17 protein-coding genes and 3 pseudogenes are annotated in these 20,997 nt (G+C 73.3%); 10 read left to right on the forward strand and 10 right to left on the reverse strand.

Features of this window, described 5'->3' with window-relative positions:
* Positions 1–105, forward strand: a pseudogene (locus ACZ5WG_RS31000) (ABC transporter permease); the annotation flags it as partial.
* A gap of 5 nt (positions 106–110) precedes the next feature.
* Complete coding sequence (locus ACZ5WG_RS31005; protein WP_468727552.1) at positions 111–866, forward strand: sirohydrochlorin chelatase; 756 nt, start codon at positions 111–113, stop codon at positions 864–866.
* A gap of 41 nt (positions 867–907) precedes the next feature.
* Here the strand turns inward: ACZ5WG_RS31005 and ACZ5WG_RS31010 are convergent, their stop codons facing one another.
* Positions 908–1,915, reverse strand: a complete 1,008-nt coding sequence (locus tag ACZ5WG_RS31010) for a ketopantoate reductase family protein (protein ID WP_468727554.1) — start codon at positions 1,913–1,915, stop codon at positions 908–910.
* Positions 1,916–1,960: 45 nt separating this feature from the next.
* On the opposite strand from ACZ5WG_RS31010, the gene ACZ5WG_RS31015 reads away from it, so the two are divergent.
* Both ACZ5WG_RS31015 and ACZ5WG_RS31020 read left to right on the forward strand, forming a co-directional pair.
* Positions 1,961–2,809 (forward strand): aldo/keto reductase, encoded by an 849-nt coding sequence (locus tag ACZ5WG_RS31015; protein ID WP_468727555.1) that lies wholly within the window; start codon positions 1,961–1,963, stop codon positions 2,807–2,809.
* Between the two features lie 136 nt (positions 2,810–2,945).
* Positions 2,946–4,868 (forward strand): DNA/RNA non-specific endonuclease, encoded by a 1,923-nt coding sequence (locus ACZ5WG_RS31020; RefSeq protein WP_468727557.1) that lies wholly within the window; start codon positions 2,946–2,948, stop codon positions 4,866–4,868.
* A gap of 19 nt (positions 4,869–4,887) precedes the next feature.
* Here the strand turns inward: ACZ5WG_RS31020 and ACZ5WG_RS31025 are convergent, their stop codons facing one another.
* Positions 4,888–5,445: a DUF1697 domain-containing protein gene (locus ACZ5WG_RS31025; protein WP_468727559.1), complete on the reverse strand. Its 558-nt coding sequence runs from the start codon at positions 5,443–5,445 to the stop codon at positions 4,888–4,890.
* Positions 5,442–6,721: pseudogene (gene mgt, locus ACZ5WG_RS31030) on the reverse strand (macrolide-inactivating glycosyltransferase). Before mgt ends, ACZ5WG_RS31025 begins: the two are co-directional and overlap by 4 nt.
* Before the next feature lie 95 nt (positions 6,722–6,816).
* On the opposite strand from mgt, the gene ACZ5WG_RS31035 reads away from it, so the two are divergent.
* The gene (locus ACZ5WG_RS31035; RefSeq protein ID WP_468727560.1) at positions 6,817–7,668 is read left to right on the forward strand and encodes a phosphotransferase enzyme family protein; all 852 of its coding nucleotides are present in this window, start codon (positions 6,817–6,819) and stop codon (positions 7,666–7,668) included.
* A gap of 23 nt (positions 7,669–7,691) precedes the next feature.
* Positions 7,692–8,318 carry a hypothetical protein gene (locus tag ACZ5WG_RS31040; protein ID WP_468727562.1) on the forward strand — a complete coding sequence of 209 codons (627 nt, stop codon included), beginning with the start codon at positions 7,692–7,694 and terminating at the stop codon, positions 8,316–8,318.
* Between the two features lie 3 nt (positions 8,319–8,321).
* Here the strand turns inward: ACZ5WG_RS31040 and ACZ5WG_RS31045 are convergent, their stop codons facing one another.
* Together ACZ5WG_RS31045 and ACZ5WG_RS31050 are read right to left on the reverse strand one after the other, a co-directional pair.
* Positions 8,322–9,068: an exonuclease domain-containing protein gene (locus ACZ5WG_RS31045; protein WP_468727564.1), complete on the reverse strand. Its 747-nt coding sequence runs from the start codon at positions 9,066–9,068 to the stop codon at positions 8,322–8,324.
* Positions 9,069–9,149: 81 nt separating this feature from the next.
* Complete coding sequence (locus ACZ5WG_RS31050; RefSeq protein WP_468309049.1) at positions 9,150–10,460, reverse strand: SAV2148 family HEPN domain-containing protein; 1,311 nt, start codon at positions 10,458–10,460, stop codon at positions 9,150–9,152.
* Between the two features lie 295 nt (positions 10,461–10,755).
* Between ACZ5WG_RS31050 and glgX the strand changes: the two genes are divergently transcribed.
* Positions 10,756–12,870, forward strand: coding sequence for a glycogen debranching protein GlgX (glgX, locus tag ACZ5WG_RS31055; RefSeq protein WP_468727565.1), 2,115 nt, complete (start codon positions 10,756–10,758; stop codon positions 12,868–12,870).
* Here glgX and ACZ5WG_RS31060 read toward each other — a convergent pair.
* Together ACZ5WG_RS31060 and ACZ5WG_RS31065 are read right to left on the reverse strand one after the other, a co-directional pair.
* The gene (locus ACZ5WG_RS31060) at positions 12,855–14,216 is read right to left on the reverse strand and encodes an MFS transporter (RefSeq protein WP_468727567.1); all 1,362 of its coding nucleotides are present in this window, start codon (positions 14,214–14,216) and stop codon (positions 12,855–12,857) included. The two genes, glgX and ACZ5WG_RS31060, sit on opposite strands and share 16 nt — an antisense overlap.
* 42 nt (positions 14,217–14,258) lie before the next feature.
* A complete protein-coding gene (locus tag ACZ5WG_RS31065; RefSeq protein ID WP_468727569.1) occupies positions 14,259–15,539 on the reverse strand; it encodes an RNA-guided endonuclease InsQ/TnpB family protein in 1,281 nt (426 codons plus the stop codon).
* Positions 15,540–15,713: 174 nt separating this feature from the next.
* Here ACZ5WG_RS31065 and treY point away from each other — a divergent pair, with 174 nt between their 5' ends.
* Positions 15,714–17,981, forward strand: coding sequence for a malto-oligosyltrehalose synthase (treY, locus tag ACZ5WG_RS31070; protein WP_468727571.1), 2,268 nt, complete (start codon positions 15,714–15,716; stop codon positions 17,979–17,981).
* Here the strand turns inward: treY and ACZ5WG_RS31075 are convergent.
* Positions 17,949–18,095: a hypothetical protein gene (locus ACZ5WG_RS31075; protein ID WP_468727787.1), complete on the reverse strand. Its 147-nt coding sequence runs from the start codon at positions 18,093–18,095 to the stop codon at positions 17,949–17,951. The two genes, treY and ACZ5WG_RS31075, sit on opposite strands and share 33 nt — an antisense overlap.
* Between ACZ5WG_RS31075 and ACZ5WG_RS31080 the strand changes: the two are divergent.
* Both ACZ5WG_RS31080 and ACZ5WG_RS31085 read left to right on the forward strand, forming a co-directional pair.
* Positions 18,087–18,374 (forward strand): annotated as a pseudogene (locus ACZ5WG_RS31080) (dihydrolipoyl dehydrogenase); the annotation flags it as partial. The gene ACZ5WG_RS31075 and the pseudogene ACZ5WG_RS31080 overlap by 9 nt on opposite strands.
* A 107-nt stretch (positions 18,375–18,481) precedes the next feature.
* A complete protein-coding gene (locus ACZ5WG_RS31085; RefSeq protein ID WP_468727573.1) occupies positions 18,482–19,792 on the forward strand; it encodes a M14 family zinc carboxypeptidase in 1,311 nt (436 codons plus the stop codon).
* Here ACZ5WG_RS31085 and ACZ5WG_RS31090 read toward each other — a convergent pair.
* Positions 19,782–20,372 (reverse strand): GNAT family N-acetyltransferase, encoded by a 591-nt coding sequence (locus ACZ5WG_RS31090; RefSeq protein WP_468727575.1) that lies wholly within the window; start codon positions 20,370–20,372, stop codon positions 19,782–19,784. The genes ACZ5WG_RS31085 and ACZ5WG_RS31090 overlap by 11 nt on opposite strands.
* A gap of 57 nt (positions 20,373–20,429) precedes the next feature.
* The gene (locus ACZ5WG_RS31095) at positions 20,430–20,993 is read right to left on the reverse strand and encodes a DUF1707 and FHA domain-containing protein (protein WP_468727577.1); all 564 of its coding nucleotides are present in this window, start codon (positions 20,991–20,993) and stop codon (positions 20,430–20,432) included.
* Positions 20,994–20,997 lie beyond the last annotated feature (4 nt).

Genomic DNA, 20,997 nt, shown 5'->3' on the forward strand with positions numbered 1-20,997 from the left:
GCGATCATCCTCATCCTCGTCGTCGGCATCGCCATCGACCTCCTGATCTTCAGCCCCGTCGAGCGGTGGGTACTGCGCAGCCGCGGCCTGCTGGTGAAGAGCTGACCGGCATGTCCCCTGTCCTGCTGGTCATAGCCCACGGCAGCCGCGACCCGCGGCACGCGTCGACCGTGCACGCCCTCACCCGGCGGGTGCGGGCGCTGCGGCCCGGGCTGCGGGTGGAGACGGCGTTCCTGGACTTCAACGCCCCGCGTGTCGACCAGGTCCTGTCGGCCCTCCACGCCGAGGGCGTCCGCGACGTGGTGGCCCTGCCGTTGCTGCTCACGCGGGCCTTCCACGCCAAGGCGGACATCCCGGCGGTGCTGTCGGAGTCCGCGACCCGGCAGCCGGGCCTCTCGGTCCGGCTCGCCGAGGTCCTCGGCCCTTCGCCGCTCCTCGTCTCGGCCCTCGAGCGCCGCCTGTTCGAGGCCGGCCTCAGCCCGGCGGACCGTGCCACCACCGGTGTGGTGCTCGCGTCCGCCGGTTCCTCGGACCCGGAGGCGATCGCAGTGATCGCTGAAATCGCGCGGGAGTGGCGGCACACCGGCTGGTGCGCCGTGCGGCCTGCGTTCGCCTCCGCTGCTCTGCCCCGTACGGAGGACGCCGTACGGGCGCTCCGCGCGGAAGGCGTCCGCCGGGTGGCGGTGGCCCCGTACGTCATCGCCCCCGGGCGCCTCCCGGACCGTATCGCGGCGGGCGCCACCGACTCCGGCGCGGACATCGTGTCCGCCGTCCTCGGCGCGGCCCCGGAACTGGCCCGCCTTCTCCTGCACCGCTACGACGCGGCCGCGCCGGCCCCGTCCCGCCTCCCGGCCCTGACGGCCTGAAGGCCGTCACCGGTTCCACGAGCCGGCCGGGCCGCGTCCGGCTACGCGCGGGCCGTGGCCTCGTCGGCCAGGGAGGTCAGGTCCTCGATGGACATCGCGCCCGGCGGGAGGCCCTCGCGGGCGAAGATGTTCGCCGCGTGCCGGAGGGTGTCGTTCACCGGGGTCGGGATCCCGTGGAGGCGTCCCAACAGGGTGATCTCGCCGTTCAGGTAGTCCGCCTCGATCGAGCCCGTGCCGCGCCGCAGCGACTGCCAGGAGGAGCCGCCGCGCATGCTCCCCCCGGCCGGCTGGTCGACCTTGCCGTCACGGGCCGCCGACTGTTCCGCGTCCGAGGCGTACGCGATCCCCGCGGCCTCGAGCGCCGCCCGGCCCTCCCGCTGCGCCCGCTGCAGCAGCGCCGCCTTCGCCGGGTCGGGCTCCGGCCCGGTCGTCGCCTGGATCGCGTTGCCCAGGTTGCCCAGCAGCTTCGCGTACTTCCACCGCATCACGTCCTCGACGACCGGCGCCTCGAAGCCGCACTTCTCCAGGTCGGCCGCGATCCGCCGGGCCCGCGCATCCGCGCCCCCGGCGGCCGGTCCGATGTGCAGGATGCCCGTCAGCGGCGCGCACAGCGCGGACACCACCCCCGGCTCCAGGAACGTGGCGGGCAGCCATACGCAGACCCCGTACACGTGCGCGAAGCGGCGCAGCGCCAGCCGCTCGCTCTCCACCCCGTTCTGCGCGCACAGCACCGGCAGCCGCTGCGCCGCCGTACCGCCGCCCGCCACCTCCGCGTCGCCCCACGCATCGAGCGCGGCGATCGCGTCCTGGGTCTTCACGGTGAGCAGCAGTACGTCGTCCGGCCGCAGTTCACCCAGCTCCGCCGGGGCCGTGACCACGGGGATCCGGTGCACCCGCGCCCCGTCCGCCGTCGTGAGCCGCAGCCCGTCCGCCGTGAGGGCCTCCGCATGCGCGCCGCGCGCGACGAGCACGACCTCCGCGCCGGATTCCGCCAGCCGTCCGCCGATGGTCGCGCCGATCGCGCCGGCGCCGATGATGATGTAACGCATGGCCAGGAGCCTGGCACATCCGGAGCCCTGAGTTACCGTCGGGGCATGGTGGACGACATGTTCCTTCTCGGCGGCGATCTCCCCGTACGGCGGCTCGGCCTCGGCACGGGCGGTCTGGTCGGACCCGGCTACTGGGGCCCGCGCGGCAGCCGCGCCGAGGCCCGGGCCCTGCTGCACACCGCCGTCGACCGCGGCGTCACCTTCCTCGACACCGCCGACAACTACGGCCCCGAGCTGGCCGAGGAGTTGATCGCCGAGGCCCTTCACCCGTACGGGGAGCAGCTCGTCATCGCCACGAAGGGCGGGGTGGTGCGCACCGGCCCCGACCGGTGGCATCTCGCCGGGCGTCCCGAGCAGCTGCGGGAGATGTGCGAGGCGAGCCTGCGGCGGCTGCGGGTGGAGTGCATCGGCCTCTACCAGCTGCACCGCTTCGATCCCTCGGTCCCGATGGCCGAACAGCTGGGCGCGCTCGCCGGGTTGCGGGAGGAGGGCAAGATCCGGCACATCGGGCTGGACACGGTCACTGCCGAACAGCTGCGCCAGGCGCTGGAGCTCGTCCCGGTCGCCGCCGTCCAGAACCCGTACAACCTGCTGGACCGGTCCTCGGCGGAGGTGCTCGCGCTGTGCGAGGCGCGGGGGATCGCCTTCCTCCCGTACTACCCCCTGGGCAGCGGCGCCCTGACCCGCGAGAGCGCGGCCGCGGTGACCGCCGTGGCCACCGGGCACCGCGCGGGCCCGGGGCAGATCGCGCTGGCCTGGCTGCTGCACCGGTCACCGGTGCTGTGCCCCATGCCGGGCACCGGATCGCCTGACCACCTGGCCCAGAACATTGACGCGGCAACCATCCACCTGACGCCCCGGGAGCTGGCCGTCCTCGACGCGCTCGGCCAGTAGCCCGGCCGTAGGCTGGAAGTGCACGCACGGAGCGGGGAGCCCCGGTCTGTTCGCGTCGATTTCAACCATCTCGGGGGCCGGAATCTTCTCGGCGGGGCTTCTCTCACCTGAACTCCTTGTCTGAAGGGAGCCCCCGATGGCCGTCAAGAAGCGCACGTCCGCCAAGCCCGCGGCCGCCGGCTCTGCCGGCTCCGCCACGGCGGCCGGTTCGACCCGTTCGGCCCGTTCGGCGAACGGCCAGGACAAACTGATCACCTCGCTCAAGCAATTCATCCGTACCCGCGGGTCGAGCTACCTCAGCGACCCGAACGTGTCCTCGATCGGCATCGGCTACAAGGAGAAGAACGGGAAGCGGAGCAAGGAACTGGCACTGCAGTTCACGGTGGACAAGAAGGTCCGGCCGGAGGGCGTGCGCGAAGTGGGCAGCGCCGAGATACCGGCAGTCATCGACATAGGCGGCGGCGTCGAAGTGCCGACCGATGTCGTGCAGCGCAGCTACAAGCCGCACTTCCTGGTGGTGCCCGAGGCCGAGACGCCCGAGCGGCAGAAGCGCGTCGACCCGGTCCGTCCCGGGGTGAGCGTCGGCAACGTCAAGGTGAGCGCCGGCACCCTCGGCTGCATCGTCTTCGACAAGAACGACGGCTCGACCTGTGTCCTGAGCAACTGGCACGTACTGAACGGCCGGAAGGGCGTGCCGGGCGACGAGGTCGTACAGCCCGGGACCGCCGACGACAGCCGCATCGCCCTGAACCGGCTCGGCACGCTCAAGCGCTCCCACCTCGGCCAGGTCGGCGACTGCGCCGTCGCCGGCATCACGGAACGCGACTTCGACACGGCCATCCTCGACCTCGGGGTCACGCCGACGCAGCTGGGCGAACCGCAGATCGACGACAAGGTCGTCAAGAGCGGGCGGACCACCGGTGTCACGCACGGGGTGGTGACGCGGCCCTTCGCCAAGGTGAGCATCAACTACGGACCGCCGGTCGGGGTGCGCGAGATCGAGTGCTTCGAGATAGGCCCCGACCCCGGCCATCCGGCGGACGGCGACGAGATCAGCCTGCCCGGCGACTCCGGCTCGGCCTGGCTGTTCAAGGCGCGCACCGGCAGGCCGACCGACGTCATGGCCGGTCTGCACTTCGGCGGCGAGAGCGACGCGGACCCCGAGGACCGGGCGCTGGCCTGCTTCCCCCACGCGGTCTTCGAGGAACTGAAGATCACCCTCCAGCCGCCCGCCCGCGATTCGCTGGAGGCCGTGACCGGGTACGACCCGGGCTTCCTCACGGTGGCGATACCCACCCCGCAGCTGGGTGCGGCCGGCAAGGCGGATGCCGTGCAGCTCTCCGGGACCGAGGTCATCCCGTACACCCACTTCTCGCTGGCGCTGAACGGGAAGCGGCGATTCGCGTTCTGGGTGGCCTGGAACATAGACGGCGGCGCCATCAAGAAGATCGACCGCAGCGGGATCGAGTTCAAGAAGGATCCGCGGCTGCCGGCCGAGGTCCAGGTCGGCAATGAGATCTACAAGGGCAACCGGCTCGACCGGGGCCACATCGCGCGCCGCGCCGACCTGGTCTGGGGGCCCATGCCCGAGGCGGACCGCGCCAACACCGACTCGTTCTTCTACACCAACATCACCCCGCAGATGGACGACTTCAACCAGAGTGCGAAGGCCGGCATCTGGGGTGAGCTGGAGAACGCCCTCTTCGAGGACATCGAGGTCGAGGGCCTGAGGGTCAGCGTGTTCGGCGGGCCGGTGTTCCAGGACGACGACCGTGTCTTCCGGGGCGTGCAGCTTCCCCGCGAGTTCTGGAAGGTGCTCGTGTACTCCGAGAAGGGCACGCTCAAGGCCAAGGCCTTCCTGCTGACCCAGAACCTGGTCCTGGCGGAGGTCCTGGAGCTGGACGAGTTCCGGGTGTTCCAGGTCAAGCTGGGCGAGGTCCAGAAGCGGACCGGCCTCAAGTTCCCCGCCACGCTGGTCAAGGCTGACACGCTGGTGGTCCCGGAGGCCGTGGAGGACCGGAGTCCGCTGGAGAGCCCGGCCGACATCGACTGGAGCTGAGCGGCCTCGGGGAGGCCGGTTACGGCTTCTCCTCCGTCAGCTCGACGAGTTTGGCGACGGTGTTCCAGTTGCGGGTCGTCGCGTCGATGCCCTTGAACACGGCGGGCTTGGCGAGGGCCTCGCCCAGTTTGGAGCGGCCCAGCCCGTTCGGGGCGTAGAGGTAGACGACCCGGTCGCCGATCCGGTACTCCTCCGGGAGGTACGCGGGCCCGTCGATCGGGGCGAACCTCTCCTCGGCCGGCTGCTCGGAGAGGAAGGTGGCGTGGAGCTGCTTGCCCTCCAGCTCGGCGGCCGGGAAGGGGCAGGCCTCGGCGACGGCGCGCAGGTAGGGCCCGTCGACCACCAGGCAGCGCACCGCGAAGCCGAAGTGGGACTCGATGGCCCGCTCCAGCTCCCGGGCCAGGGCGGCCGTGTCCTTCTCCGCGCTGGCGAAGACGGCGTTGCCGCTCTGCAGGTACGTCTGCACGTCGGTGTGGCCGAGGCCCGCCAGGACCTCGCGCAGCTCGGCCATCGGGACCTTCTTGGCCCCGCCGACGTTGATTCCGCGCAGCAGGGCCGCGTACTTCTTCGTGGTCATGACCGAACGATAGGACGGCGCACCGACAGTGCGGGCAGTTCGGCCTCGATGAGGTCGGCGGCCTGCCGCGTACCGCCCTCGGCGGCCATCTGCCTGCGGACGGCCTCGGCGCGGGCCGCGACCCCGGGATCCGCGACGAGCGCGAGGACGGCCTCCCGCAGGGTCGGGGCGTCGGCCTCCCCCATCGGAACGTGCCGGGCGACGCCGAGTCCCTGGAGCATGTCGGCGTTGCCGAACTGGTCGGCGGCCTGTGGGACGGCGACCATCGGGGTGCAGGTGGCGAGGCCTTCCTGGCTGCCGCCGGCGCCCGCGTGGGTGATGAAGGCGTCGGCCTGGCGCAGGATGTCCAGCTGGGGAACCCAGCGGTGGACCTCGACGTTGGCGGGAACGGCGCCCAGTTCGGCCTCGTCGGTGAACTTGCCGATCTGGAGGACGACATGCCAGTCGGGCAGGTCGCCGAAGGCCTCGATGCAGGCCCGGTAGAAGGCGGGCTGCTTGGTGAAGGCGGAGCCGAGGGAGACCAGGAGCACCTTCTTCCCCTCTGCTGCCGCCGGGCGCTGCCAGGTGCCCTGGTCGGCGCTGCGGTCGCCCTGGCAGGCGCCGACGAAGGTGTGGACGGACCCGTCGACGCGGTCGGCGTGCGGCTGGAGGGCGCGCGGGATGAGCACGATGCTGCGGCGCGGCCGGCCGACGAAGCGGTCGCTGTCCTCTTCGATGCCGTTCTCGTCGAGCCAGGCGCGGAAGCGGGCGTAGTACGCCTGCCCGCGCTCGGAGGCGCGCAGTCCGGCCGTCATCGGCTCGCCGACCTCCTCCTCGTACCCGGTCCAGGCGACCAGGTTCGGGGAGAGGGAGACGGCGGGGACGTCCCAGCGGTGAGCGAGGACGCGCGCCGGGTAGGAGGTGATGTCGTGGAGGACCAGGTCGGGCTCGTCGCCCTCGAAGGCGGCTGCGAGCTGCGGCAGGGCCTGGACGGCGTCGTTCAGGAACGGCTCGATGCTGTCGATGAGCTCGGTGCCCCAGGCCTCGGGCTCGTCTTCGGTGGGGAGGGTGGAGTTCCAGATCACCGGTGTGGCGCCGGTCTCCGCGATCTTCTCGGCGAAGGAGGCGGGGATGGCGTAGCTGACGCGGTGGCCGCGGGCGACGAGTTCCCGGATCACTTCGGTGCTCGGGTTCACGTGCCCGTGAGCGGCGATGGAGAACATGGCGATGTGTGCGGGTTCGGCTGAGGTCATGCAACGAGGCTAACGAGACGATACGTCTCGTGCAACGGAGATATTCGGCCTCCCGGAGCCGGACTCCACCCGCACGCCCCCGCGCCACGGGAATGCAAGACTTGGCGGATTCGCGGTGATCCGGATGTGGAGAGGTGGCATGGACGAGGCGCAGGCCAGGGGTGTGCTGGCGGCGGCGGGGCTCACGGGGCCGGCCGCTTTGCTGGCGCTGGGCGAGAACGCGGTCTTCGCGGCCGGCGATCTGGTGATGAAGGTCGGCCGGGAGGCGGCACTGCTGGAGCGGGCCGAGCGGGAGCTCGCCGTGTCGGGCTGGCTCGAGGAGGCCGGGATCCCGGCGGTCCGCGCGGCCGAGCCGAGGCCGCGGCTGGTGGCGGGACACCCGGTGACCCTGTGGCACCGCCTCGCGGATGCGGTCCGGCCGGCCGGTCCCGAGGACCTGGCGGTGCTGCTGCGGCAGATCCACGCCCTCCCGGCGGCGCCGTTCGCGCTGCCCGCGCGGGACCTGCTGGGCGGGGTCGAGCGCTGGCTGCGGCTGGCGGGCGGAGCCGTCGACCCGGCCGACGCGGCGTACCTGCGGGCCCGGCGCGATGCGTACGCCGGCGAGGTCGCCGCGCTCACCCCCCACCTGCCGTCGGGCCCGATCCACGGCGACGCCCTCCCCCGCAACGTCCACGTGGGCCCCGACGGGCCGGTCCTGGTGGACCTGGAGACCGTCTCGGCCGATCTGCGCGAGCACGACCTGGTGGTGATGGCCCTCTCCCGCGACCGGTACGGGCTGCCGCCGGAGTCGTACGAGGCCTTCGTGGCGGCGTACGGATGGGACGTGCGCGACTGGGCGGGCTGCGCGGTGCTCCGGGGCGCCCGCGAAACGGCCAGCTGCGCCTGGGTCGCCCAGCACGCCCCGACGAACCCGAAGGCGCTGGCCGAATTCCGCCGCCGGGTCGCCTCCCTGCGCGACGGCGACCCGGAAATGCGCTGGCACGCTTTCTAGCCGTGCCGTATCAAGAACCGCATATGAGACTGCACACCACGATCCACACCGCCCGCCTGGGCACGACGGAGTTCAAGGTCATCCGCCCGGCGCGGACCCCGGTCCGGGCCGTGCTCGTCGACGACCCCTGGTACCTGAACGGCTGGTTCGACCAGGAAGCCGCACAGATCACCGCAGGGCTGTGGGCCCTGGCGGCCACCTCGCCCCGGTCGCTGGTCCACCTGCCGATCCGGGCCAACGCGGCGGGCGGACCGGACACGGGCGCGCGGCGCCCGCTCGACCTCGTCCTGCTGCACCACTCCCTGCAGTTCGCCCCGTCCCGGTGGAAGCAGCTGCGCGGCCGGCTCGGCCCCGGGCGCCCGCGCACCGTGGACCTGCCCGCCCCCGACCCCGACGCGCAGGCCGGCGCAGCCGACCGGCACCACCGGGAGAACCGGGACCGGTTCCGCCAGGACATCCACAGCGAGACGCTGTTCATGACCGGCAGCGCGCGGACGTTCCGGGAGGCCGCCGTGCAGTTCGCCGGCCTCGCCCGCAAGGGCCCCGGGGACGTGTTCAACCACGGGGGCAGGCACTACTGCCGGAGCGTGGACTGCGATCCCGCCGACCGCGACCTGCACCTCGAGTACCGCGCGGAGTGGCCGGCGTAGCCCTCAGGCCGAGGCCGGCAGCAGGCTCCGCAGCGGCCACGCCGTGTCGATCACCGCGTCCGGGGTGCCCTGCTGGCGCAGGTACGACTGGAAGTCGCGGGCCCAGCGCTCGTGCCAGCCGCCCTGGCGGGTGTGCAGGTCGGCCGGGGTGAGCGCCGCCACCTCCGGGTGGCGGGCGGCTATCGCGCGGGCCACCTGCACCGCGGCGAGCGCGTCCGCGCCCGCGTCGTGCGCGGCGTCCAGGGTCACCCCGTACACCCCGCACACCGCCTCCAGGGTCCGCTTGCCGCGCCGGTAGCGGTCCACGGCCCGGTCGATGGTCAGCGGGTCCACCACCGGCCCGGTCTGCTGCGCCCCGCCCAGCCGGTCGGCCAGCGAGGGCAGCCCGTGCCGGGCCAACTCGGCCGTCAGCAGGGTCAGGTCGAAGGCCGCGTTGTACGCGACGACCACCGCGCCCCGCCGCCAGTGCTCGACCAGCGCCTGCGCGACCTCGTCCGCGACCTCGCGCACCGGCCGGCCCTCCGCCACCGCGCGCTCCGTGCTGATCCCGTGGATCGCCGAGGCGCCCTCGGGAATCGGTATCCCCGGATCCGCGAGCCAGCCGCACCGTCCGCGCACCTCGCCCGCCCGCACCTCGACCACCGCCGCCGTCACGATCCGCGACTCCCCCGGCTCCGTGCCGGTCGTCTCCAGGTCGAACCCGATCAGCACACCGCCGTGCCAGTCCCCCGTGCCGCGCCAGTTCTCCACCCCGTGCCCCTCCCCCGTACTCCCCGTGCACCCCGTACACCTTCGGTCAACGACTTTCAGCCTGTCACGGGGCACTGACAGTCACGACACCGGGCGGGAGTCCTGCCAGATCGACTCGAATTCCTCCCGGTACGTCGGGAACAGTCCGTGCTCCGCGTCCCGCGAGGAACCGCGGGCGCCCCCGCCCCGCAGCACCAGCACCGGCGCCTCCATACCGCGCGCCCGGCGCAGGTACGACTGCACGACGGCGATGCCCGAGGACTCCCCCTCCACCAGGTAGGCGGTGAAGCGGGGCGTCTCGTCGAAGACGTGGATCTCGAACCGCGAGGGATCCCGTAGCCCCGCCCGCACCCGGCGCACGTGCAGGATGTTCATCTCCACGGAGCGGCTCAGCTCGCCTTTGCGCAGGCCGAGCTCCCGCTCCCGCCGCTTCACGGCGCTGCTGGCCGGATTCAGGAACAGCAGCCGGACCCGGCAGCCGGCCTCCGTGAGGCGCACGAGTCTTCGGCCCGAGAAGTTCTGCACCAGCAGGTTGAGTCCTATGCCGATGGCGTCGAGCCGCCGCGCCCCGCCGAACAGGTCCTCCGCCGGGAGCTGGCGCTGCAGCCGCACCCGGTCCGGGTGGACCGAGATGACGTCCGCGTACCGGTCGCCCACCAGGTCCTCGACGGCGTCGATCGGCAGCCGGTCCGCCGCCGGGGAGCCCGCGCCGCCGCCCAGCACCTCCAGCAGCCGGGCCGAGGCCCGCTCCGCCTGCTCCAGCACCGCCCGCGACAGCGCCCGGTTGCGCGAGACCACGTTCCGGGTGACCTCCAGCTCGTCGAGCGCGAGCTCGATCTCCCGCCGGTCGTCGAAGTACGGCTCGAAGCACGGCCAGTGCTGGACCATGAGCTCCCGCAGCTGCGGCAGCGTCAGGAAGCTCAGCACGTTGTCGTCGGCCGGGTCCAGCAGGTAGCCCTTGCGCCGGCTGACCTCGCGGACCGCGACGGCCCGCTGCACCCACTCCTGCCCGGCGGGCCCGGCGGCCGCGACCACCCAGTCGTCCCCGCCGTGCACGGGCTCGTAGATCGGCCGCAGCACCGCGCCGACGACGGCGCGCAGCCGCTGCTCGATCAGGTTCAGCCAGATGTACGCCCGCCCGGCGCGCTGCGCCCGGGTCCGGACCTCGCTCCACGCGTCCGCGCCCCAGTCCAGCTCGGCCCCGGCCCGCACGCTCCCGGCCGCCGTCGGTGCCAGCGACACCGCCCCGGCCGGCACGCCGGTGGGAACGCCTCCCGACACGCCGCCCGACACCCCGCCGGGCGCACCACCGGGTGCACCTCCTGGGGCGTCCGCCGGGCCGCCCTCGTGACCGCTGTCACCAGGGGGCAGCTCCAGACCTCCCGAGCTCACCCGTGCACCGCCTTCTGCGTCTGGACGCCCGTCTCCAGTGATCACGGAAGGGTACTCCGAGCGCGGCGCCCGATGCAGCCCGATGGCCCTTACACCGGAGGTCCGTTGACCCATTATCCGATGCCCGCATAGTCCGCTGACCCGCATATCAGCTCTCCGGGTCACCCGGGAGGAGCATCCCAAGTCCCCGCGTGCGGGCCCACTTTCGGGGAAGATCTGCAGGGACGTGGTCCACGCCGGATCAGCCCGAACCATCAGCCCGACAGTCGGGGGAACGAGGGGAAGAGTCGTATCCATGCAGGTCTGGCCGGGACAGGCGTATCCGCTCGGCGCCACGTACGACGGCGCCGGCACCAATTTCGCGGTCTACTCCGAGGCCGCCCGACGCATCGAACTGTGCCTGCTCCACGAGGACGGCTCGGAGACCGCCGTCGAACTGCGCGAGACCGACGCCTTCGTACGCCACGCCTACCTGCCCGGGGTGATGCCGGGGCAGCGCTACGGCTTCCGCGTGCACGGCCCGTACGAGCCCGAGCGCGGGCAGCGCTGCAACGCGGCCAAGCTGCTGCTGGACCCGTACGCGCGGGCCGTCGCCGGCAGCGTCGACTGGGGCGAGGAGGTGTACGGCTACCACTTCGGCCGGCCGGATTCGCGCAACGACCTCGACTCGGCTCCGCACACGATGAGTTCGGTCGTGGTCAATCCGTACTTCGACTGGGCGAACGACCGCCCGCCGCGCCACGAGTACCACCACACCGTGCTGTACGAGGCGCACGTCAAGGGTCTGACCATGCGCCATCCCGATCTGCCCGAGGAGCTGCGCGGCACTTACGGGGCCCTCGCACACCCGGCGGTCATCGGGCACCTCGCCAAGCTCGGGGTGACGGCGCTGGAGCTGATGCCGGTGCACCAGTACGTGAACGACCACCGGCTGGTCGACGACGGGCTGAGCAACTACTGGGGCTACAACACGATCGGCTTCTTCGCCCCGCACAACGGCTACGCCTCCGGTGACCGGGGCCAGCAGGTCCTGGAGTTCAAGTCGGCGGTGCGGGCCCTGCACGAGGCCGGGATCGAGGTGATCCTCGACGTGGTCTACAACCACACCGCCGAGGGCAACCACCTGGGCCCGACGCTGTCCTTCCGGGGGCTCGACAACGCCTCGTACTACCGCCTCGCGGACGACCCCCGGCACTACATGGACACCACCGGGACCGGGAACTCGCTGCTCATGCGCTCCCCGCACGTGCTCCAGCTGATCATGGACTCGCTGCGGTACTGGGTCACCGAGATGCATGTGGACGGGTTCCGCTTCGACCTCGCCGCGACGCTCGCCCGGCAGTTCCACGAGGTGGACCGGCTGTCCTCGTTCTTCGACCTGGTCCAGCAGGATCCGGTGGTCAGCCAGGTGAAGCTGATCGCGGAGCCCTGGGACCTGGGCGAGGGCGGCTACCAGGTGGGGAACTTCCCGCCGCTGTGGACCGAGTGGAACGGCAAGTACCGGGACACCGTACGGGACTTGTGGCGTGGGCAGCCGCGGACGCTCGCGGAGTTCGCGGGGCGGCTGACCGGCTCCTCGGACCTCTACCAGGACGACGGCCGCCGCCCGCTGGCCTCGATCAACTTCACCACCTGCCACGACGGTTTCACCCTGAACGACCTCGTCTCGTACGACGAGAAGCACAACGAGGCGAACCGCGAGGGCAACCGGGACGGGGAGACCCACAACCGGTCCTGGAATTGCGGGGTCGAGGGCCCGACGGAGGACCCGGAGATCCAGGAGCTGCGCGAGCGCCAGATGCGCAACTTCACGGCCACCCTGATGCTCTCGCAGGGCGTGCCGATGCTCAGCCACGGCGACGAGTTCGCCCGCTCCCAGGGCGGCAACAACAACGCCTACTGCCAGGACAACGATCTGTCGTGGGTCAACTGGCCCGAGCCGGGCAAACCGGCGCCCTCCCTGCTGGAGTTCACCCGGCGGATGGTGTGGCTGCGGCGCGACCACCCGGTGTTCCGGCGGCGCCGGTTCTTCCACGGCCGGCCGGTGGAGGGGACCAACGACGAGCTCTCCGACATCGCCTGGTTCACCCCGCACGGGGAGCCGATGCGGGCCCGCGACTGGCAGGCGCAACACGCGCGCTCGCTGACGGTGTTCCTCAACGGGGAGGCGATCTCCGAGCCGGGCTCGCGCGGGGAGCGGATCACGGACGACTCGTTCCTGCTGATGTTCAACGCGGGCGCCGATCCGCAGGAGTTCACCGTGCCGGCCGGGCACGGGGCGCAGTGGCGGCTGGTCGTGGACACGGCGCGGGCGGACGTACTGCCACCCGGCACCGGACCGCAGTATGCGGCCGGGGACCGGGTGGCGCTGACAGGACGGTGTCTGGTGGTGCTTCAGCGCCCGGCGTAGGAGGAACCGGACGGGCCCGACGGGCTCCCGGTCGCGTTCGGGGAGGCCGTCTGCTGCGCCGGGATGAACACCTTCGGCGCGGCGGGGTGCGTCCGGGCGGCCGGCACCCGGGTGACCAGGGCCAGGAGCAGGGCCAGTGCGGCCGCCCCGACGGCCACGGCGAAGGCCCCGGCGGGCCCGTACGACTCGGCGAGCCGTCCGGAGGCGGCGAGCGCGGCGGCCTGCCCGGCCACGAGCGAGCTGGCGGCGAAGGCCGTGGCCTCGGCGAGCCGGGTCGGCTCCACGACCCGCTCGGTCAGCGCGAACGCGGTGATCAGGTGGGGGGCGTAGGCGGCTCCGAGCACGGTGACGACCGCGTACAGCGGCCACAGGGTGTCGGTGAAGAGCAGCGGTACGGACAGCACCAGCGCGGCGGCGGTGGCCGCCCGCCAGCGCAGCCGCAGCCCGATGCGGGCGGGCAGCGCCCCGAGGGCGAGGCCCACGGCGGCGCTGACGACGCCCATGGCGGCGTAGACGATTCCCGCCTGGCCGGGGACGCCCAGACGAGCGGTGAGGGCGGCGATCCCGGCCTGGCAGGCGCCGAACATGGCGCCCTGGAGCAGCAGGGAGCCCCGTACGGCGTACACGACGCGCGGCTGCCGGCTGCGGCGCCCGACGCCGGCAGGGGCACCGGCGGTATCCGCGCCGGCCCGGGCGCTCCGACCCCGCGGGGTGCGCTCCTTCGATCCCGCCCCGGCCGTGACGGCGGCGGTCGGGTGCAGGGCGAAGGCGGTGCCGAAGACGGCGACGAGGGCGGCGGCCCCGCCGAGGGCGATCGCGGGGTGCAGGGCGAGCGCGGCGAGTCCGACGAGGGCCGGCCCGAAGACGAAGGAGACCTCGTCCAGGGTGCCTTCGAGCGAGTGGACGGCGCCCACCACGCCCTCGTCGGCCTCGGCGCGGTGGGCGAGGGCCACGGAGCGGGTGCGGGCGAGTGGTCCGATCAGCGGTACGGAGGCCCCGGTGACGGCGCCGATCGCCGCGAGCGGGGCGGTGGCGAGGCCCCCGAGGGCCCCGGCGACCAGGGCGCCGGTGGCGACCGCGTTGACCGCTGCGGCGGCCAGGACCACGGGCCGCTGCCCGTACCGGTCGGCGAGCCGGCCCAGGACGGGCCCGAAGACCACCTGTCCGGCGGAGAGGGTGCCACCGACGATGCCCGCGGTGGTGAGGGAGCCGCTGGTCTCGGCGACCAGCAGCACGCTCCCGAACTGGGTCATTGCAACGGGCAGTCGCGCGAGGAAGGAGAGGAACGGGAGTAGGGGCCCGGTGAGGGCGATGACTCTTCGATAGGTGTTGACGGTTCCGGCCACTTGATCAACGCTAACGCGATGCAGCCATTCGGGCGCATTGGGTCATGGCACGGAATCCGGGAAGGCGAAAGGTGGGTACGTACGTTCTCTTGGCCTCCTCCGTTCCCTACAGGGAGCGGATCCCACCCTCGCGGGTGGGGTTTCCTGCTTCACCACGGACCGCCCCGACCGAGAGAAGGACTCCCGATGGGGTCTTACAGCCGCTCCACAGGCAGCGACCGCCAGCCCGGCGGCCAGAAGATTCACAGCGGCGTTCCCGTCCCGGTCGTGGGCCGCCCCGCAGCCTTCGCACGTCCACTCACGGGTGCACAGGGGCATCACCTCGGCGAGTGCCCCGCAGGCGGAGCACAGGCGTGTGCTGGGGAACCGCCGGTCGACGGCGATCAGTTCACGCCCGTACCACGCCGCCTTGTACTCCAGCATGGACCGCAGCTCACGCCAGGCCGCGTCATGGATGGCGCGGGCGAGCTTGTGGTTCTTGACCATGTTGCGGACGACGAGGTCCTCGATCACGAGCGTTTGGTTTTCGCGCACGAGTCGAGTCGTCAGTTTGTGCAGGTGATCCCTGCGGCGGTCGGCTATCCGGGCGTGGATCCTCGCCACTCGGGTGCGGGCCTTGGCCCGGTTGTTGCTGCCCTTCTCCTTCCGGGCCAGCGCCCGCTGCGCACGGGCCAGTCGTTCCCGGTCCCGACGCTCGTGCCGGGGGTTCTCGACCTTCTCTCCGGTGGAGAGGGTGACCAAGGCCGTCAGCCCGGCATCAATGCCCACCGCGGTCGTCGTGGCGGGCATCGGGGCGGGAGTGTCCTCGCACAGGATCGACACGTGCCAGCGGCCGGCCCTGTCGCGGGACACCGTAACGGTGGTGGGTTCCACGCCCTGGGGGAGCGGGCGGGACCACACGATGTCCAGAGGTTCCGCCATCTTCGCCAGGGTGATCCGCCCGGCGCAGTGACGGAAGGCGCTGCGCGTGTACTCGGCCGAAGCACGGGATTTCCGCTTCGACTTGAAGCGCGGGTGCTGCGCCCGCCTCTCCCAAAACCCCACGAACGCGCTCTGCACATGCCGCAGCGCCTGCTGCAGCGGCACGGAGGACACCTCAGCCAGGTAGGCGAATTCCTCGGTCTTCTTCCAAGCGGTGAGCATTGCCGATGTCTGTCCGTAGCCCACCCGTGTCCGGCTCGACTTCCACGCCTCGGCACGGGCGGCGAGGGCGAGGTTGTAGACCTTCCGCACGCACCCGAACGTCCGCAACAGCTCAGCCGCCTGCGCACTGGTCGGACGGAAACGGTACTTGAACGCCCGCTTCACAGAATCGGCCCCCACATCCGGGACGCTAGGGCCCGTCGGGATCCGAACACAAGCGCAGGTCACAGCATCACGCAGCGGCGCCCGGCGCTGCTCGGCTCCGAGCCGGGGACGCGCATCTCCGCCACGAGTGGGAGGTCCCCCCTCCCCGCCCTCGACTGCAGCCGGGGGTTTCCACGCAAGGAGGTAGAAATGAGCCAGCCGTACCCGCCCACTGCCGTGTCCCCGTCAGCGCCGTCGTCGACGTACCGCCTTCAGCTGCGACCGGAGTTCCCGTTCGCGGCGGCCGAGGCAGCCGTACCGTACCTCGCCTCGCTCGGCGTGTCGCACCTGCACCTCTCGCCGGTGCTGGAGGCGGTCCCCGGCTCGGCGCACGGGTACGACGTCACCGACCACTCCGCGGTGCGGGCCGAGCTCGGCGGCGAGCCGGGGCTGCGGGCGCTGGCCGCGGCCGCCCGCGGGCACGGACTCGGCCTGGTGCTGGACATCGTGCCGAACCACATGGCGGTACCGTCCCCGCTGCGGCTGAACCGGCCCCTGTGGGAGGTGCTCCGGGAGGGGCCGCGGTCGCCGTACGCGCGCTGGTTCGACATCGACTGGGAGGCGGGCGGCGGCCAGGTGCTGCTGCCGGTACTCCCGGGCCCGGCCGAGCCCGGCGCGTTCACGGCCGACCGGGACGGCGGGGTGCTGCGCCACGGGGAGCTGGAGTTCCCGCTGCGGGAGGGCACGGCGGGGCTGGCCGCGCCGGAGCTGCTGGCCGCGCAGTGGTACCGGCCGGCCTGGTGGCGGGAGGCCCGGACGGGCCTCAACTACCGGCGGTTCTTCACGATCTCGGAGCTGATCGGGGTCCGGGTGGAGGACCCGGAGGTGTTCGCGGCGACGCACGCGAAGGTGCTGGAGCTGGTGCGTGACGGGGTGGCCGAGGGGCTGCGGATCGACCACGTCGACGGGCTGGCGGATCCGGAGGGGTACCTGCGGCGGCTGCGGGCGGCCGTGGGCGGGGGCTGCTGGGTGGTGGTCGAGAAGATCCTGGCCCGGCAGGAGCGGCTGCCGCCCGGCTGGCCGGTGGCGGGGACCACCGGGTACGACGCGCTGCACCGGGTGGACGGGGTGTTCACCGACCCGGCCGGCGCCCCGGAACTGGTCCGGCGGTACACGGAGTTCACCGGGATGCCGGAATGGGAGCAGACGGCCCGGACGTGCGCGCGGGAGGTGCTGACCGGTGACCTGGCCGCCGAGCTGGCAGCCCTGGAGCGGGCCGCCGGTCCGCAACTCTCGGCCGGAGTACGGGAGTTGCTGATCGCCTATCCGGTCTACCGGCCGTACCCCGGCGAGCCGGATCTCGACCCGCAGGCTCTGGCGGAGGCCGCCGCGCCGGCCGGTCCGGGCGCGGTGGCCGGCGTACGGGACCTCGTGCTGCGCGATCCCGCCTTCGCGGCGCGCTTCGCCCAGACCTCGGCGGCCCTGCGGGCCAAGTCGCTGGAGGACCGGGCCTTCTACCGCCACGCCCCGCTGCTGTCGGCCACCGAGGTCGGCGGGGACCCCGGGCAACCGGTGGTCTCGACCGCGGAGTTCCACGCGTACTGCACCGCGCTCGACCGGGACTGGCCTGGCTCCGGGACGGTGCTGTCCACGCACGACACCAAGCGCAGCGCGGACGTCCGGGCCCGGATCTCGGCGCTCTCCCAGGCCCCCGAGCTGATGGGCCGGCCCGTCGGCGCCGATCCCCAACTGGCCTGGGTGGCCCGGCAGACGGCGCTGGGGCTCGGGGAGGTCCCCGAGCGCGCCGAGCGCCTCGTACAGGCGCTGCTCAAGGCCGTCCGCGAGGCGGCCCTGCACACGAGCTGGACCGATCAGGACCCGGCGTACGAGGCTTCCGTCGCGGGATACGTCCCGGATCCGGAGGAGCCCGCGGAGCCGGCGGAGCTGGCCCGGGCGGCCCGGGCCAACCTGCTCGGCATGACCTTGCTGCACCTGGCGATGCCCGGGGTCCCGGAGGTCTACCAGGGCGCCGAGACGGAGTACCGGGCCCTGGTCGACCCGGACAACCGGCGCCCGGCCCGGTTCCCCCGCGAGGCCCTGGCCCGGCTCGACGCGGGGACCGCGCCGCAGGGGCAGGCGCAGGAGAAGCTCGCGCTGACGGCCGCCCTGCTGCGGCTGCGCCGGGACCGGCCCGATCTGTTCACCGGTTACGCCCCCCTGTCCGCCCGGGGCCCGGCAGCGGAGCACTGCCTGGCCTTCGCCCGCCCGGCCGGGCTGGTCGCGGCGGCGACCCGGCTCTCGTACCGGCTGGCCGCGGCCGGCGGCTGGCGGGACACGGCCCTGGCCCTCCCGCCGGGGCGGTGGACGGCGCTCCTGGACCGGGGGGCCTCGTACGAGGGCGAGGTGCGGCTGGCGGAGCTGCTCTCGGCCCGCCCGGTCGCGCTCCTACTGCGCGACGGCGGCCGGGGCGAGGAGTAGCTCGGCGAAGGCCGCGGCGGCGCCGGTGAGCGGGACCCGGGAGAACACCGCCAGCGGGCGGTGCCACGGCGGGTCGAGGGAGAGCAGCGCACAGTCCTCACCGACGGGGCCCACGTCGTCGTCAACACGATGCCGCTGACCGCGGTGGCGAAGGGGATGGTGCACGGACAGGGCGGGACGGTGAAGGTGGTCGCCGAGCGGGACGGGCGGGTGCTGGGCGTCCACCTGGTGGGGCCGCACGTTTCCGAGATGATCGCGGAGAGCCGGCTGATCGTGGGCTGGGACGCCGAGCCGGGGGACGTGGCCCGCCACGTCCATGCCCATCCGACGCTGTCGGAAGCGGTGGGCGAGGCCTTCCTGTCACTGGCCGGCCGCGGCCTCCACCAGCAGTAGCCGGCCCGGTGGCGGCGTCCTCGGCACAAGGCGTTGGCCAGGGGTTTCCGGGAAGTGTGGGGCGTGCGGAGCAGTAGGGGGCGTGCGCGGCGGGCATTGCATCAGACGTGACCCTCCTCCGAGACATGTGCTACCCCACTCCGTCCGAGCTCGCGCTGGCCGCCCGCGCGCTGGCGGACGAGCACCCCGGCCCGGCCCGGCTCCGCCAGGCCGGCACCTCCCGGGGCGGCCGGCCCCTGTGGCTGCTCTCCGTCGAGCCGAGCGGCCGCCCGCGGGGCGCGGGCGTGCTCGTCGTCGCCGGGGCCCACGCCAACGAGCCCGTCGGCGGTGCCACCGCGCTCGCGCTGGCCCGCCGCGTCCTCCACGACCCGGCGGTCCGCGCCGGGCGGGGCTGGCACTTCCTGCTGTGCGCCGATCCCGACGGGGCGGCCCTGCACCGCACGCCCCGCCCGCACTCCCTGCTCGACTACCACCGGAACTTCTTCCGGCCCCCCGGTCCGGAACAGCCCGAGTGGGCGCCGTCTTTACTGCCTCCGGACCGGCTGCCGCCCGAGACCCTGGTCCTGACGGCCCTCATCGACGAGCTGCGGCCCGTCCTCCAGGTCTCGCTCCACGGCACCGACCTCGGCGGGTCCTGGGTGCAGCTCACCCGGGACATACCGGGCCTCGCGGAGCCGTTCGCCAAATCGGCCGCCGAGCTGCGGATCCCGGTGGAGACCGGGGCCTCGGACGCGGCCGGCTGGCCCTCCCCCGGGCCCGGGATCTTCGTGATGCCGCAGCCCGGGGCCGACCTCGCCGGGGCGTTCCACCCGGAGGACACCCGGCTCAGCACCTGGTACCACGCCCACCGGTACGCCGGCACCACCGCCATCGTCGAAGTCCCCATGTGGGCCTCGGACCTGGTGGACGACCCCGCCCCGCATCCGGACCCGCGGGGCGCCCTGCGGCTCCTGGCGGGGCGGCTCACCGCCGACGCCGCGCTCGTGGCCCGCGTACGGGACCGGGTGCCCGGGGCCCCGGAGCCCGGCGGGGGCCCCGGCCCGGGCTCCGGCGGGGACCCCGGTACGGCCGCGCTGCTGCGCGCCGTCGACTGGACGCTCGCCCTCATCCCCCGGATCACCGTGGAGTGGACCGGCCCCGGGGCGCCCACCGAGGCCACGGCGGCCTCCATCGGCAGCATCGACGCCTTCGGGCGACGCCTGTCGCTGCGCGCCGCCGCGATGCTGCTGCGGGTGCTCCGGGCTCAGGGCCACCCGGCGGCGCCCGGCCTGGACCGGCTCGTCACCGGCTGGTGCGAGGAGTTCGCCGCCCGGTTCCAGGCACGCCGGGTCCCGGTGGCCACCCAGGTCGAGCACCAGACCCGTACCGTCCTGGCCGCCTACGAACGGCTCGTGGCGGCCGGGACGGTCAATGCGTAGGGGGTGTCTCGTCGGTCAGGCCGGATCGGGGACCGGACGCCGCGAGCCCGGCCTGGCCGGCAACACACCCCCCGGCGGGCGCGGGCGCCGCGGCGGGTACGGACAGGGCGTACCGGCGCTTGGACGCGCCCGTGGCGCCGAGCCGGTCGTAGAAGCGGATCGCGCCCTCGTTCCAGTCCGGGGTCTGCCACTGGACCTGGTCGAGGCCGAGCTCGCGGGCGAGGCCTGCCACGCCGTCCATCAGGGCGGCGCCGAGGCCGTGCCCGCGGGCCTCCTCGGCGAGGTAGAGGCAGTCCATGTGGAGGTAGTGCCGGGCGTCCCAGAACGCGAACTCGGCGGAGCAGGCGGCATATCCGGCGACCGAGCCGTCCGGGGCCTCGGCCAGCAGCACCCACAGCCGGGCGCCCTCGGCGAACAGCTGCGGCCCGAGCCGGTCGGCCAGGTCCGCCGGCCGGGGCGCGGACTTCTCGTACGCGACGTGCTCGTGGACGAGTTCGACGAGGCGGGGCAGGTCCTCGGGGCGCGCGGGGCGCACGACGGGCGGGTGTTCCTTCGGGCTCTTCGGGTCTCCGTGTTCCATGGACACCATCATCGGCCCCGGCGGGATCCCGGAGCCGGGGGCCGCCCAGGAAGCCACCTAGCTCGAGGACAGTCGGAAGTTCATCCGGCCGAAGCCGATCTGGTCCCCGTCCCGGACCGCCACCGAGCCGGTCACGCGGCGTCCGTTGACCGTGGTGCCGTTGGAGGAGCCGAGGTCGGTGAGCACCCACACCCCGTCGCGCAGCCCGAGCTCGGCATGCACGCGGGACACGGTCTCGTCGGTGAGCCGCAGCCCGTTGCCGGGGTCGCGGCCGATCCGCAGGGCCCGCGCGCTCGGGTGCGGCAGCAGCAGTTTGGGCAGCCGCTCGGCGGTCCACGCCCGCCGGACGCCGGCGGAGACGGCGGAGGCGCGGCCCACCCAGGCGAAGACGCGACGGGTCCACGGGCCTTCGCCGCTCCCGCGGCCCTCGAGGTCGGCGGTGAGGACCACGAGGTCCTCGGAGCGGCGGGCGACCAGGGCGAGTTCCATACGGCGCAGGAACGTGTCGTGGGACAGCTTCCCGAGGGCCGCACCCTCGCGGAGCTGCTCCAGCGCCCGGTCACGCTCCGCGTCGGACAGGCGCGGTGCCGGGAAGGCGGGGAACTCGAAACTCGACGTCACAGGG

It is taken from the genome of Streptomyces sp. NPDC032745 (genome assembly GCF_055579465.1).

What these genes read in the sequence shown, in the direction of transcription:
- ACZ5WG_RS31005 (WP_468727552.1), top strand. Translation starts at nt 111, where the DNA reads ATGTCCCCTGTCCTGCTGGTCATAGCCCACGGCAGCCGCGACCCGCGG.
- ACZ5WG_RS31010 (WP_468727554.1), bottom strand. Translation starts at nt 1,915, where the DNA reads ATGCGTTACATCATCATCGGCGCCGGCGCGATCGGCGCGACCATCGGC.
- ACZ5WG_RS31015 (WP_468727555.1), top strand. Translation starts at nt 1,961, where the DNA reads ATGGTGGACGACATGTTCCTTCTCGGCGGCGATCTCCCCGTACGGCGG.
- ACZ5WG_RS31020 (WP_468727557.1), top strand. Translation starts at nt 2,946, where the DNA reads ATGGCCGTCAAGAAGCGCACGTCCGCCAAGCCCGCGGCCGCCGGCTCT.
- ACZ5WG_RS31025 (WP_468727559.1), bottom strand. Translation starts at nt 5,445, where the DNA reads ATGACCACGAAGAAGTACGCGGCCCTGCTGCGCGGAATCAACGTCGGC.
- ACZ5WG_RS31035 (WP_468727560.1), top strand. Translation starts at nt 6,817, where the DNA reads ATGGACGAGGCGCAGGCCAGGGGTGTGCTGGCGGCGGCGGGGCTCACG.
- ACZ5WG_RS31040 (WP_468727562.1), top strand. Translation starts at nt 7,692, where the DNA reads ATGAGACTGCACACCACGATCCACACCGCCCGCCTGGGCACGACGGAG.
- glgX (WP_468727565.1), top strand. Translation starts at nt 10,756, where the DNA reads ATGCAGGTCTGGCCGGGACAGGCGTATCCGCTCGGCGCCACGTACGAC.
- treY (WP_468727571.1), top strand. Translation starts at nt 15,714, where the DNA reads ATGAGCCAGCCGTACCCGCCCACTGCCGTGTCCCCGTCAGCGCCGTCG.
- ACZ5WG_RS31090 (WP_468727575.1), bottom strand. Translation starts at nt 20,372, where the DNA reads ATGGAACACGGAGACCCGAAGAGCCCGAAGGAACACCCGCCCGTCGTG.